Below are 11,589 nucleotides of genomic sequence, written 5' to 3' on the forward strand. Positions count from 1 at the left end.
GGAGAACCATGACGACGCTGACCGAAGCCGACGCGGTCGACGGGCTGCGCGACGCGCTCGGCCTGCTCAAGGACCGTGAGCAGGTGGCCGAGCGGCTGCTCGCCTCCTCCGCCAGGCACTCCTTCGACCCCGACAAGGAACTCGACTGGGACGCGCCCTTCGAGGACGGCAAGTGGTTCTGGCCGCCGGAGCTGGTGTCCCTGTACGACACCCCGCTCTGGAAGCGGATGGGCGAGGAGCAGCGCATCCTGCTCTCCCAGCACGAGGCCGCGGCGCTCGCGTCCCTCGGCATCTGGTTCGAGCTGATCCTGATGCAGCTGCTCGTCCGGCACATCTACGACAAGGCGGCGACCAGCGCGCATGTGCGGTACGCGCTCACCGAGATCGAGGACGAGTGCCGGCACTCGAAGATGTTCGCGCGGCTGATATCGCGGGGTGAGACTCCCTGGTATCCGGTGAGCCGGGCCCATCAGAACCTGGGGCGGCTGTTCAAGACCATCTCCACGACGCCCGGTTCGTTCACGGCGACGTTGCTCGGTGAGGAAGTCCTCGACTGGATGCAGCGGCTGACGTTCCCGGACGAGCGGGTGCAGCCGTTGGTGCGGGGCGTGACCCGTATCCATGTCGTCGAGGAGGCTCGTCATGTCCGGTACGCGCGCGAGGAGTTGCGGCGGCAGATGATGACCGCGCCTCGGTGGTCCCAGGAGTTCACCCGGGTCACGTCCGGGGAGTTCGCGCGGATCTTCTCCATCGCCTTCGTCAATCCCGAGGTCTACACGAACGTGGGCCTCGACCGGGACGAGGCGGTGGCGCAGGTGCGGGCGAGCGGGCATCGGCGGGAGGTCATGCAGAACGGGTCGAGGAAGCTGACGGAGTTCCTGGACGACATCGGTGTGCTGCGGGGTGTCGGGCGACGGCTGTGGAAGGCGTCGGGGCTGTTGGCCTGAGTTCAGAGTGCGGGTGCGTGGGGGCTGGTCGCGCAGTTCCCCGCGCCCCTAGAAAGATGGGCCGTCGCACCCAGCCTGTCTTTAAGGGGCGCGGGGAACTGCGCGACCAGCCACAACGCGACCCGCACCCGCCCGACTACCCTGCACCCATGACCCCCGCCGCGCCCGCATACCGTCGGCTGGGTGTCGAGGAGCGGCGCAGCCAGCTCCTGGACGCCTCGCTCACCCTCTTCGCGCACCGTGCCCCCGAGGAGGTCTCCCTCGACGACGTGGCGGAGGCGGCCGGGGTCTCGCGGCCCCTGGTGTACCGGTATTTCCCGGGCGGCAAGCAACAGCTGTACGAGGCCGCGCTCAGGTCCGCCGCCGACGAACTCCAGCAGTGTTTCGACGAACCCCGCGAGGGCCCCCTCGTCGGCCGCCTCGCCCGCGCCCTGGACCGCTACCTCGGCTTCGTCGACCAGCACGACGCCGGTTTCAGCGCCCTGCTCCAGGGCGGCAGCGTCGTGGAGACGTCCCGTACGACGGCGATCGTGGACGGCGTCCGCAGGGCGGCGGCGGTGCACATCCTCAGCCATCTCGGGGTCGCCGACCCCGGCCCCCGGCTGCGCATGACCGTACGAATGTGGATCACGGCCGTGGAAGCCGCGTCGCTGATCTGGCTCGACGAGGACAAGGAGCCGCCGCTCGACGAGTTGCGGGACTGGCTGGTGGAGCAGTTCGTGGCGGTGCTGTCGGTGACCGCCCGGCGGGACCCGCAGACCGCCGAGCTGGTCCAGGGTCTCGCGGTGGATGACTGAGACTGGTGCCGTGAAGAGCGAAGAGACCCCGTTCGAGGGCGGCCCGATGGACGGGCGCTCCCTGCCCGTGCTGCTCGGCCCGACCGGCACCCCGCCGAAGACGTACCGCATCCCGGTCCCCGACGACGCCGGCGGCCCGCCCACGGTCCTCGTCTACCGCCGGGTCCCCCGCGCCCACAGCAGACGGCTCGGCCTGCCCAAGGGCTGGAAGTACGCCTACGACCCCCAGGGCAAGCGCGGCAGCGGACTCAGGTGGCCCTGGAGCAAGCCAGACGCCACGCCGGGCGGCAATCCGGACGACACCCACGAGTGACCGGGTTACGCCGAACCGCGCACACCCGGCGCGCGGACCCGCCGACCCCGGCTGATGCTCACGGTGCGGGGCGGAAGGCCCGCCGCGCACCGGAGGTGATGACGTGTCAGGAAGGCTTCTGCGTCTGGTCTGCACGGCAACGGTGGCGGCCTGCACCGTTCTCGCGCCGCTGCCCGCCGCTGCCGTGCCCGAACCCCCGGCGCCCGGACAGCGCCCTGTCGCCGAACTCCTGACGGACCTTCAGTCCCTCTACCAGGATGTCGAACAGGCCACGGAGACGTACAACGCCACCGAGGAGAAGCTGAAGAAGCAGCGCGCCGAGGTGGACCGGCTCGACTCCGCGCTGACCCGCGCCCGCCTCTCCCTCCAGGACAGCCGGGGCGCCGCGGGCCGGCTGGCCCGGGAGCAGTACCAGAACAGCACCGCCATCTCCCCCTACGTCCGCCTGCTGCTCGCCCGCGATCCGCAGCACGCGCTCGACGAGGGCCATGTCATCGGGCAGTTGGCGCGCGAACGGGCCGAGACGATCGGCCGGCTGGCCGGCACCGAGAAGAAGAGCGACGGCCTGGCCCGCGCGGCCCGCAAGGCCCTGGACGGTCAACTCACCCTGGCCGCCCGGCAGATGAAGGAGCGCGACGAGGTCCGGCAGCGCCTGGCCGACGTCGAGAGACTCCTCACCGCCCTCACCCCCGACCAACTCACCGCCCTCGCCGACTTCGAGAAGACCGGTGTCGACAAGGCCCAGCGGAAACTGGTCACTTCAGGCGCCCTGGGCGACGACAACCGCGAGCCCTCCCGAGCCGGGGACCGCGCCCTGCGCTACGCCGTCCAGCAGATCGGCAAACCGTACGAGTGGGGCGCGGAGGGCCCGAAGACCTACGACTGCTCCGGCCTGACCTCCCAGGCCTGGGCCCACGCGGGCACCCCCATCCCCAGGACGAGCCAGGAACAGTGGGCCACCCTGCCCAAAGTCCCCCTGAAGCACCTGCGTCCGGGCGACCTGGTCGTCTACTTCCCCAAGGCGACCCATGTGGCCCTGTACCTGGGAGACGGGAAAGTGGTGCAGGCCCCCAGAACAGGCGAGAAGATCCAGGTCTCCCCGATCGCGACCTACCCGATCCTGGGAGCCGTACGTCCGGACGAGCGCCCCAAGGGGGCGCGGGGCTGAGACATTGTGCGGCTCCGCCGCGTGGGCACGACAGGCCACGCCGAACCGTTGACCGCCCCTTCCCCGCACCCCCGGCGGCGACTAGGACCCGGCGACAGAAGCCAGGTACGCCCCGGTCTTCTCCGGCTCATAGAAGAAGTTCTCGAAGTCGGCGGGATTGTCGAACCCATTGGCGAACCGGTCCGCCACCGGCTGCAACTGCCCGGCCGCCCCGATGAGGTTGAGAATGTGCTCCGGCGGCGGGGACAGCATCGCGTTGGTCCACTTGGTGACGTGCTGCGCGGTCTGCCAGTACCGCTCGAACGTGGCCGTCATCCAGTCCCCGTCGAACTCCTTCTCCCCGTGCTCAAGGATCGAGGCGAGATAGGAAGCGGCGCACTTGGACGCGGAGTTGGACCCCTGCCCGGTGATCGGGTCATTGGCGACGACGACGTCCGCGACGCCCAGCACCAGCCCGCCACCCGGGAGTTGTCCCACGGGGTTGCGGACGGTGGGCGCGTACCGCCCCGCCAGCGTCCCGCCCGCATCGGTGAGTTCGACGCCCCGCGCCCGCTCGTACTCCCACGGCGTGAACTTCTCCATGAGTTCCAGGGTCAGGGAGAGGTGCTGCGCCGGGTCCTTGATGCCGTGGAAGGCGTCCACCGGTCCGCCGGGTATGCCCTCCCAGAACAGGATGTCCGCGCGGCCCGACGTGGTGAGCGTCGGCATGACGAACAACTCGCCGACGCCGGGCACCAGGTTGCAGCGGACCGCCTCGAACTCGGGGTGCTCCGGGCGCGGGCCCAGACCGTGGACGTAGGAGACCGCCAGCGCCCGCTGCGGCTCGGTGTACGGGGACCGCTCGGGGTCGCGGGCGAACATCGAGACCAGCTCGCCCTTGCCCGCCGACACCAGCACGAGGTCGTACGTACGGGAGAAGTAGTCGAGGTCGCCGACTGCCGCGCCGTGGATGACCAGTTGGCCGCCGCGCTGGGCGAACGTCTCCATCCAGCCGGCCATCTTCACCCGCTGGTCGACCGACTGCGCGTACCCGTCGAGCGTGCCCACCCAGTCGATCGCGCGCTGCGTCGGACCCGGGTCGTGCGAACCGGGGGCGGCGACCGAGACGCCGAGTCCCGCGATCTTCGGGGCCTGGGACTCCCAGAAGTTCAGCTGGAGATCGCGCTCGTGCTGAAGCGCCGTGGTGAACATGCACTGCGTCGACATGACCCGCCCGGAGCGGATCTCGTCCGCCGTCCGGTTGGACATCAGGGTGACCTCGTACCCGTGCGACTGGAGTCCGAGGGCGAGTTGGAGCCCGGACTGACCGGCTCCGACGACGAGTATCTTCCGCATACGGGTGGTGGCTCCTTGGTCGCGACTACTCAGGGGTGACGTCCAGCGCGTGGGCGACGAGCGCCAACAGGGTCTCGATGGCCGAAATCCGCTGCCGCGCATCCATGATCATGACAGGTACGTGCGCGGGGATCGTCAGGGCCTCCCGCACGTCCTCCGGGTCGAACCGCTCGCTGCCCGCGAAGTGGTTGACCGCGACGACGTACGGCAGCCCGCAGCTCTCGAAGTAGTCCAGCGCGGGGAAACAGTCCTTGAGGCGGCGGGTGTCGGCCAGCACGACGGCGCCGATCGCACCGCGCACCAGGTCGTCCCACATGAACCAGAACCGCTGCTGCCCCGGCGTACCGAAGAGATAGAGCACCAGGTCGTCGTCGAGCGTGAGACGGCCGTAGTCCATGGCGACCGTGGTGGTCACCTTGTCCGGGGTGCCCGTGAGGTCGTCGGTCTCCTCGCTGGCCTCGGTCATCAGCGCCTCCGTCTGGAGGGGCTGGATCTCGGAGACGGCGCCGACCATGGTGGTCTTGCCGACGCCGAAGCCGCCGGCCACCACGATCTTCGTGGCGACGGGCGCGCGCGTACGGTCCTGCTGCCAGGGCCGCAGCTGCTCCTCTTCGTCGAGGAGCGGGGAGACGCCGTAGGCGGCGGCGTCAGAGACGACGGAGTCCACTCAGCACCTTTTCCAGCAGAGCGCGGTCAGGACGGCCCGTACCGTGAGCGGTTCCGGTTCCGTACACACGGATCTTTCCCTGGTCGGCGAGATCGCTCAGGAGCACGCGGACCACACCGAGCGGCATCTTCAGCAGCGCGGCGATCTCGGCCACCGTGCGCATACGGCGGCAGAGTTCGACGATGGCCCGCATCTCCGGCATGACCCGGGTGTTGAGGGAACCGTTCGTCAACTCCTTGCGCTCCTCCGGGGCTTCGAGCGCCGCCACGAAGGTCTCCACGAGGAGGACATGGCCGAATCGGGTACGGCCGCCGGTGAGCGAGTAGGGGCGTACCCGGGCGGGTTTGCGCTCGCCGCCGCGCACCGGGAGTTTGTTGGGCGTACGGCTCATCGCGCACTCCCGGTGGTCGCGTCCTCAAGGGATTTCCGTAGCTCACTGCGGAGTTCGGGCGTCAGGACATGGCCGGCGCGGCCGACGAAGAGCGCCATGTGGTACGCCACGACGCTCATGTCGCAGTCCGCGGAGCCGTGCACGCCGAGCAGCGAACCGTCGCTGATCGACATCACGAAGAGGCTGCCCTCCTCCATCGCGACCATGGTGTGCTTCACCGGGCCGGAGTCCATCAGCTTCGCGGCGCCGATGGTGAGGCTGCCGATGCCGGAGACGATGGTGGCGAGGTCGGCGGCCGAGCCTCGCGGGCCCGAGCGCTTGGTCTCCACGGCCTCCCTGGCCTCCGTGTTCCTACCCGGATCGGAGGACAGGAGCAGCAGCCCGTCGGAGGAGACGACCGCGACCGACTGGATGCCGGGCACCTCCTCGACGAGGTTGCTCAGCAGCCAGTGCAGGTTGCGGGCTTCACTGCTCAGTCCGAAGGTACTGGGCGCGGTCAACTGCTTGCCTCCTCGACGGTGCCCCCCGTTGGTTCCTCGGATCGTTCGGTCGCGCTGCGCGGCGCCGGGACCGGATTCTGGCCGGTCTGCTCGGCGATCTCCGCCTCTACGTCGCGGTAGCCCGCGGAGGCTCCCGCGCGGAAGCCGCCCAGTCTGCGGCGGAGGGCGTCGGCGTCGACCGTGCCGGTCCGCTGGCGTGGGGCCTGGGCGGGCTGGGTGAGCTTGGGGGTGCGTTTGGGGAGGCCCTTGTCGGTGACAGGGTCCTCCTCGGCTCGGGTGTGCTCGGCCTCGGCTTCGCCGTCGGACGTGGATTCGTTCCCGACCGTGCCACCCGTGCGGCTTTCGTCGTCGGGTGCGGGTGGTCCCTGGGGGGACTTCGCGCCCTCGGCGGCTTTCGGCTCCTCCGCCGCCAGGGGCAGCAGGAGTTCCATCGTCATTTCCGACGGGGTCTCCGGCGGCGTCTCCCGCACCGCCTGCTCCGCCAGGGCGACCAGCGGGTCCTGGTGGTCCGAACGGCCGTGCAGGACGTTGGAGTTGGACTCCGCGGTGGCACCCGGGAGGGAGTAGGAGTGGGTGTCGCCGGTGGAGAGCGGGGTGGCGGAGGGGACCGCTGACGTGGGGGCCGCGGGGAGGAGCGGGCTGGGGAGGACCACCACCGCCGCGATGCCGCCCTGCTTCTGGTCGCGGAGCTGGACGCGGACGCCGTGGCGGTGGGCCAGCCGGGCCACCACGTACAGGCCGAGACCGAGGCCCTCCTCGCCCTCCTGGTCGTAGGGGGAGTCCGGGTCGAACTCGGTGAGGCGGGCGTTGAGGCTGGTCATGCGGGTGGCGGTCATGCCGATGCCCTCGTCCTGGACGGAGAGCATGACCTCGCCGTTCTCCAGGAGCCAGCCGGCGATCTCGACGGGGGCGTCCGGCGGGGAGAACGAGGTGGCGTTCTCCATCAGCTCCGCGAGGAGGTGGCTGATGTCGTCGGCCGCGTAGCCCGCCACGTGCGCGTGCGGGGGCAGTGCCGAGATGCGGACGCGTTCGTAGCGCTCGATCTCGCTGACCGCCGCGCGGACCACGTCCACCAACGGGACCGGACCCGCGTGCTGTTGGACGTGCTCGGTGCCGGCGAGGACGAGGAGGTTCTCGCTGTGGCGGCGCATCACCGTGGCGAAGTGGTCGAGCTTGAAGAGGGTGGAGAGGCGGTCGGGGTCCTGCTCGCGCTCCTCCAGGCCCTCGATGACGGCGAGCTGGCGCTCGACGAGGCCCAGCGTGCGCAGCGCGAGGTTGACGAAGGTGCCGCCGATGCTGGTGCGCAGCCGCTCCAACTGTTGCGCGGAGTCGGTGACTTCGGCGCGGAGTTCCTCGCGGGCGTCGGCCATCTTCTGGCGCTGGCCGACGAGGTGCTTGCGGTCGGCCTCCAGGGTCGCGATGCGCTCGTGGAGGGCGGCGGCGTGCGCGTGCAGGGCGTTGACCGAGCGGACGACCTGGGCGAACTCGTCGTTGCGGCCGGTGAACTTGATGGGCTCCTCGGCCGCCGGGTCCTCGGCCTCGGCCAGCCGCGTCGAGCCCCGGCGCAGGACCGAGAGCGGACGGGTGAGGGTGCGGGCCATGGCGGTGGCGATGCCCACGGCGAGCAGCATGAGGGCGCCGAGGATCGCGATGCGCAGTTCCAGCGCCTTGACGTCGTCGTCGCGGAGCTGGGCGAGGTCCTTGGCGCGGTCGACGTAGAGCGCGGACTCCTCGCCGCGCATCAGGTCGACCCGGGCGGAGAGCGCCGCGTCGAGCTTCTTGGTGCTGGTGTCCAACTGGTCGTCGGACAGCGTGGGTTGGGCGGTGAGGGAGGTGAGGTACTTCTCGGCGGAGTTGACCTCGGACCCGGTGACGGTGGAGTCGTAGCCCGCGACGGCGTCCTTCGTGGCGGTCTCGCGGAAGTCGGCGAGGGCGGCGTCGGAGCGCACCCGGGCCTGCTGGGCGGCGGCGCTGAGGGCGTCGCGCTCCTTGGTCTGGGCCTTCGTGGAGGTGGCCTGGGTGACCGGCAGGCCGGAGATCGGGCTGATGACCGTCTCGGTGGTCGACGGCACGTTCAGGGCGGCGAGGAGCAACCCGCGGGTGGCGGCGGCCTGTTGGACGGCGGCGTCGAGTTCGGCGAGCGCGTAGGCGCCGGAGCCGGCCCGCGGCGGCATCTTCTCGGCCAACTGCTCGGCCAGCCGGTGCAGTTCGGTGATGGCACCGGAGTACGCGTCGTGCGCCTCCAGCGCGCTGCTCTTGCCGGTGAGCGCGGCCCGCCGTACGGCGGCGACGTCGTCGAGGTCCGAGCGGAGCGCGGCCGGGATGTCGGTGTCGGCGCGGAGTTCCTCGACCTGGCGGTCGACGCGGGCGCTGCGGTCCTCGGCGGGGGCCTGGGACTTGGGACGCCCGGCGGCGATGTACGAGGTGACCTCGTCCCGCTCGTCGGCGAGGGAGTGGGCCAGCGACAGCGCGTCCTGGGTCTGCCCGGCGAGCGTCACCAGGTCCTGGGAGTCGCTCAGCCGGCCCGAGGCGGTGATCAGGGAGGGGACACCGGCCGCCGCGATGGCGGCGGCCACGACGGCCACCGCGATGATGAGCCGGTTGCGGACGTGGGTACGGCGTCCCTTGCCCGCGGGGTCGGGCACGGCGGCACCGGTGGCGCCCCCCAGGGGGGCCGTCTGCTCGCCTGTTCGCCGCGGCCGCTTTTTCTGCACCGGTGCTCGCATTCCTGACTCGTGATACCCATGGGCCCGGGTGACGCTCCGTCACTCCGGTACGGCGACCCTCCCAGTGCCGGTAGGCAGCGGTCGCGCATCGTCCGGGCCGCCACCCGAAGGAGTGAACCCCGGACGGGAGTTGGCGGGCAAGTTCCGGCGGGCCGTCCAAGAGGCCCGCGCGCCGGGCCGGTTGGACGTGAGCGGCGGGCTTTGGCAGGATTCGCCGCCACGCATTCCCGGAGTGATCCATTCCCTCCCAAAGCAGGCGCCTGACCTGCACGAGTGCACCCATTCGACCGTGCGTGCCAACTTTTTGCGAAGCCTGTGAAGAGGTCGTGCAGACTGGCCGAATGCGTACGGAACTTGTGTCGGAACCCGGCGACCCGGGCCGCCCCAACGAGGACTTCGCGAGCGTCGGTCTGCCAGCCTCGGGACAGGGCGGTTCGCTGATCGTCCTGGACGGAGTCACCCCGCCGAGAGGCGAGACGGGCTGTCTGCATTCGGTCCCCTGGTACACCGCCCGCCTGGGGGGCGCGCTGACCGAACTGACCGTTTCCTGCCGGGATCTGACCCTGGCGGAGATTCTCTCCCGGGCGATCGTCCGAACAGCTGAGGCCCATGCCACCACCTGTGACCTTTCTCACCCGCGCACCCCACAGGCAACCGTGGTGCTGGCCCGCTGGTCGCCGGCGGAGATCGAATACCTGGTCCTCTCGGACTCGGCGCTGCTGGCCGAAACCCCGTCCGGTGAGGTGACCGCCGTACTCGACGACCGGCTGTCCCGCCTCCCGCGCTCCGCTCTCGCGACGGACGCCGTGATCGACACCACGCTCCGCAACAAGGAGGGCGGCTTCTTCACCGCCGCCGCCGATCCGTCGGTCGCGGACCGCGCGGTGACGGGGTCGCTCCCCCGCGCCGAGGTCCGCGCCCTCGCCGCCCTGACGGACGGGGCGACGCGGTGGGTGGAGAAGTTCGGCGAGGGCGACTGGGCGGACTGCCTCGCGCTCGTACGGAAGGACGGGGCGGCGGAGCTGGTCGGCCGGGTGCGGGCGCTGGAGCGGGCCGACGCGCAGGAGCGGGCGTATCTGCGGCGGAGCAAGACGCACGACGACGCGACGGTCGTGTACGTCGAGTGGTGAACGCCGGCCCCGGCCCCGCTACTTGCCGATGACGCCGTTCAACTGGTGCAGCAGGCGGGCCAGTTCGGCGACCTCCTGGCGGTCCCAGTGGGAGAGCTGGGTGACGTAGCGGGCGCGCCGGGCCTCGCGGACGTGGGTGACCCGGCGGCGGCCCTCGTCCGTGAGGTCGACCAGCCAGGCGCGGCCGTCCGCCGGGTCGGGCTCGCGGGCGATCAGGCCGAGGTCCTCCAGGGCGCGCAGCTGGCGGGACATGGTGGCCTTGCCGACGCCGATGTAGGCGGCCAGCTCGGTGGCCCGCTGCCGGCCGTACTCCTCCAGCCGGACCAGCAGGCCGTACGCGGCGGACTCCAGGTCGGGGTGGACCTCGCGGGCCATCTCTCCCTGGTTGGCCCGTGCCCGGCGCAGGAGGAACGTCAACTCGCGTTCCAGGGAGAGGTATTCGTGGTCCGCGACGGGCTCGCCGGCGTCCGCGGCCACCGCCTCGCCGTCCCCGGCCGGCCGGTCACCGCCTCCGGAGGGCCGGTCGCCGTTCCTGTTCTCGCCCCTGTGCACGTCAGCACCCATTGGTCCGCTTTCCCGCTTGTGAAAGTTTCCGCCAAACACCGTCATCGCCGCAGCTCCGCCAGTATTTCGCAGGGCTAGACCAACGGCAGCGTCCGGACCCCCTTCCCACGCGGTCTTCTCGGTGCGTAGCTTCCTTACCAGGTAGTTCATGGCATGGCCACGCCACATTCAAGGCTCCCTCTCCGCACTCCCCCCACCGCGCCCTCGGAGGCACGCCATGCCCGTGCACAGACCCCGAACGCCACGCCCGCGCCACCTCACCCTCGCCCTCGCCCTCTCCGGAATCCTGCTCGCGGCCCTCGCCCACCCGGCCGGCGCCGCCACCGTCCCCGCCCGCGGCTCCGCCTACCTCGGCATCGGCGTCCTGGCGCACGACGGCCAGGACGGCACCCCGACCGGCGGTGACGCCACCCAGACGGAGGGCGTCGACGTCAGCGCCTACCAGGGCAACGCCACCTGGTCGACCCTGTGGAGCAGCGGGGTCAAGTGGGCCTACACGAAGGCGACCGAGGGGACGTACTACACGAACCCGTACTTCGCCCAGCAGTACAACGGCTCCTACGGCGTCGGCATGATCCGCGGGGCGTACCACTTCGCGACCCCGGACACGACGAGCGGCGCCACCCAGGCCAACTACTTCGTCGACCACGGCGGCGGCTGGTCCAAGGACGGCCGCACCCTCCCCGGAGTCCTCGACATCGAGTGGAACCCGTACGGCGCGTCCTGCTACGGCAAGTCGGCGGCTTCGATGGTGGGCTGGATCTCCGACTTCCTCTCCACGTACAGGTCCCGCACCGGCCGTGACGCGGTGATCTACACGGCGACGAGCTGGTGGAGCGACTGCACCGGCAACTCCAGCGCGTTCGCCTCGGCCCATCCGCTGTGGATCGCCCGGTACGCCTCGGACCCGGGGACGCTGCCGGCCGGATGGGGCTTCTACACGATGTGGCAGTACACGTCGTCCGGGCCGACGGTCGGGGACCACGACAAGTTCAACGGCGCGCTGGACCGGGTGGTCGCGCTCGCCAACGGCTGACGTACGGCGAAGGCC

12 protein-coding genes are annotated in these 11,589 nt (G+C 70.9%); 6 read left to right on the plus strand and 6 right to left on the minus strand.

The window, feature by feature from the left end:
- The first annotated feature begins 8 nt into the window (after nucleotides 1-8).
- From ACIRB1_RS27905 to ACIRB1_RS27920, 4 genes are all read left to right on the plus strand, one after another.
- On the plus strand, nucleotides 9-947 hold the full coding sequence (locus ACIRB1_RS27905; RefSeq protein WP_352180635.1) for a diiron oxygenase: 939 nt from the start codon (nucleotides 9-11) through the stop codon (nucleotides 945-947).
- Between the two features lie 149 nt (nucleotides 948-1,096).
- Nucleotides 1,097-1,744, plus strand: a complete 648-nt coding sequence (locus ACIRB1_RS27910; RefSeq protein ID WP_352180636.1) for a helix-turn-helix domain-containing protein — start codon at nucleotides 1,097-1,099, stop codon at nucleotides 1,742-1,744.
- A 10-nt stretch (nucleotides 1,745-1,754) separates the two neighbouring features.
- Nucleotides 1,755-2,057: a hypothetical protein gene (locus tag ACIRB1_RS27915; protein ID WP_352180637.1), complete on the plus strand. Its 303-nt coding sequence runs from the start codon at nucleotides 1,755-1,757 to the stop codon at nucleotides 2,055-2,057.
- Nucleotides 2,058-2,160: 103 nt separating this feature from the next.
- On the plus strand, nucleotides 2,161-3,225 hold the full coding sequence (locus tag ACIRB1_RS27920; RefSeq protein ID WP_352180638.1) for an NlpC/P60 family protein: 1,065 nt from the start codon (nucleotides 2,161-2,163) through the stop codon (nucleotides 3,223-3,225).
- Nucleotides 3,226-3,306: 81 nt separating this feature from the next.
- Here ACIRB1_RS27920 and ACIRB1_RS27925 read toward each other — a convergent pair whose 3' ends face one another.
- From ACIRB1_RS27925 to ACIRB1_RS27945, 5 genes are read right to left on the minus strand one after another with little or no spacing between them, the layout of a single operon-like run.
- Nucleotides 3,307-4,560: a styrene monooxygenase/indole monooxygenase family protein gene (locus tag ACIRB1_RS27925; RefSeq protein ID WP_352180639.1), complete on the minus strand. Its 1,254-nt coding sequence runs from the start codon at nucleotides 4,558-4,560 to the stop codon at nucleotides 3,307-3,309.
- A 25-nt stretch (nucleotides 4,561-4,585) separates the two neighbouring features.
- Nucleotides 4,586-5,227, minus strand: coding sequence for a GTP-binding protein (locus tag ACIRB1_RS27930; protein ID WP_403467412.1), 642 nt, complete (start codon nucleotides 5,225-5,227; stop codon nucleotides 4,586-4,588).
- On the minus strand, nucleotides 5,208-5,618 hold the full coding sequence (locus tag ACIRB1_RS27935; protein WP_019058213.1) for a DUF742 domain-containing protein: 411 nt from the start codon (nucleotides 5,616-5,618) through the stop codon (nucleotides 5,208-5,210). The genes ACIRB1_RS27930 and ACIRB1_RS27935 overlap by 20 nt, the downstream gene beginning before the upstream one ends.
- Entirely contained in the window at nucleotides 5,615-6,118 is a 504-nt protein-coding gene (locus ACIRB1_RS27940; protein ID WP_352180641.1) for a roadblock/LC7 domain-containing protein, read from the minus strand. The genes ACIRB1_RS27935 and ACIRB1_RS27940 overlap by 4 nt, the downstream gene beginning before the upstream one ends.
- Complete coding sequence (locus tag ACIRB1_RS27945; protein ID WP_403467413.1) at nucleotides 6,115-8,844, minus strand: nitrate- and nitrite sensing domain-containing protein; 2,730 nt, start codon at nucleotides 8,842-8,844, stop codon at nucleotides 6,115-6,117. Before ACIRB1_RS27945 ends, ACIRB1_RS27940 begins: the two co-directional genes overlap by 4 nt.
- Before the next feature lie 341 nt (nucleotides 8,845-9,185).
- Here ACIRB1_RS27945 and ACIRB1_RS27950 point away from each other — a divergent pair, with 341 nt between their 5' ends.
- Nucleotides 9,186-9,974, plus strand: a complete 789-nt coding sequence (locus ACIRB1_RS27950) for a protein phosphatase 2C domain-containing protein (RefSeq protein ID WP_403467414.1) — start codon at nucleotides 9,186-9,188, stop codon at nucleotides 9,972-9,974.
- A gap of 18 nt (nucleotides 9,975-9,992) precedes the next feature.
- On the opposite strand, the gene ACIRB1_RS27955 is transcribed toward ACIRB1_RS27950, so the two are convergent.
- Entirely contained in the window at nucleotides 9,993-10,538 is a 546-nt protein-coding gene (locus ACIRB1_RS27955; protein WP_403467415.1) for a MarR family winged helix-turn-helix transcriptional regulator, read from the minus strand.
- A gap of 217 nt (nucleotides 10,539-10,755) precedes the next feature.
- On the opposite strand from ACIRB1_RS27955, the gene ACIRB1_RS27960 reads away from it, so the two are divergent.
- Nucleotides 10,756-11,574 carry a lysozyme gene (locus ACIRB1_RS27960; RefSeq protein WP_403467416.1) on the plus strand — a complete coding sequence of 273 codons (819 nt, stop codon included), beginning with the start codon at nucleotides 10,756-10,758 and terminating at the stop codon, nucleotides 11,572-11,574.
- The last annotated feature ends 15 nt before the right edge of the window (nucleotides 11,575-11,589 follow it).

This window comes from Streptomyces sp. NPDC096013, from assembly GCF_044763565.1.
Lineage (GTDB): Bacteria > Actinomycetota > Actinomycetes > Streptomycetales > Streptomycetaceae > Streptomyces.

What these genes read in the sequence shown, in the direction of transcription:
- ACIRB1_RS27905 (WP_352180635.1), top strand. Translation starts at nt 9, where the DNA reads ATGACGACGCTGACCGAAGCCGACGCGGTCGACGGGCTGCGCGACGCG.
- ACIRB1_RS27910 (WP_352180636.1), top strand. Translation starts at nt 1,097, where the DNA reads ATGACCCCCGCCGCGCCCGCATACCGTCGGCTGGGTGTCGAGGAGCGG.
- ACIRB1_RS27925 (WP_352180639.1), bottom strand. Translation starts at nt 4,560, where the DNA reads ATGCGGAAGATACTCGTCGTCGGAGCCGGTCAGTCCGGGCTCCAACTC.
- ACIRB1_RS27935 (WP_019058213.1), bottom strand. Translation starts at nt 5,618, where the DNA reads ATGAGCCGTACGCCCAACAAACTCCCGGTGCGCGGCGGCGAGCGCAAA.
- ACIRB1_RS27945 (WP_403467413.1), bottom strand. Translation starts at nt 8,844, where the DNA reads ATGCGAGCACCGGTGCAGAAAAAGCGGCCGCGGCGAACAGGCGAGCAG.
- ACIRB1_RS27950 (WP_403467414.1), top strand. Translation starts at nt 9,186, where the DNA reads ATGCGTACGGAACTTGTGTCGGAACCCGGCGACCCGGGCCGCCCCAAC.
- ACIRB1_RS27955 (WP_403467415.1), bottom strand. Translation starts at nt 10,538, where the DNA reads ATGGGTGCTGACGTGCACAGGGGCGAGAACAGGAACGGCGACCGGCCC.
- ACIRB1_RS27960 (WP_403467416.1), top strand. Translation starts at nt 10,756, where the DNA reads ATGCCCGTGCACAGACCCCGAACGCCACGCCCGCGCCACCTCACCCTC.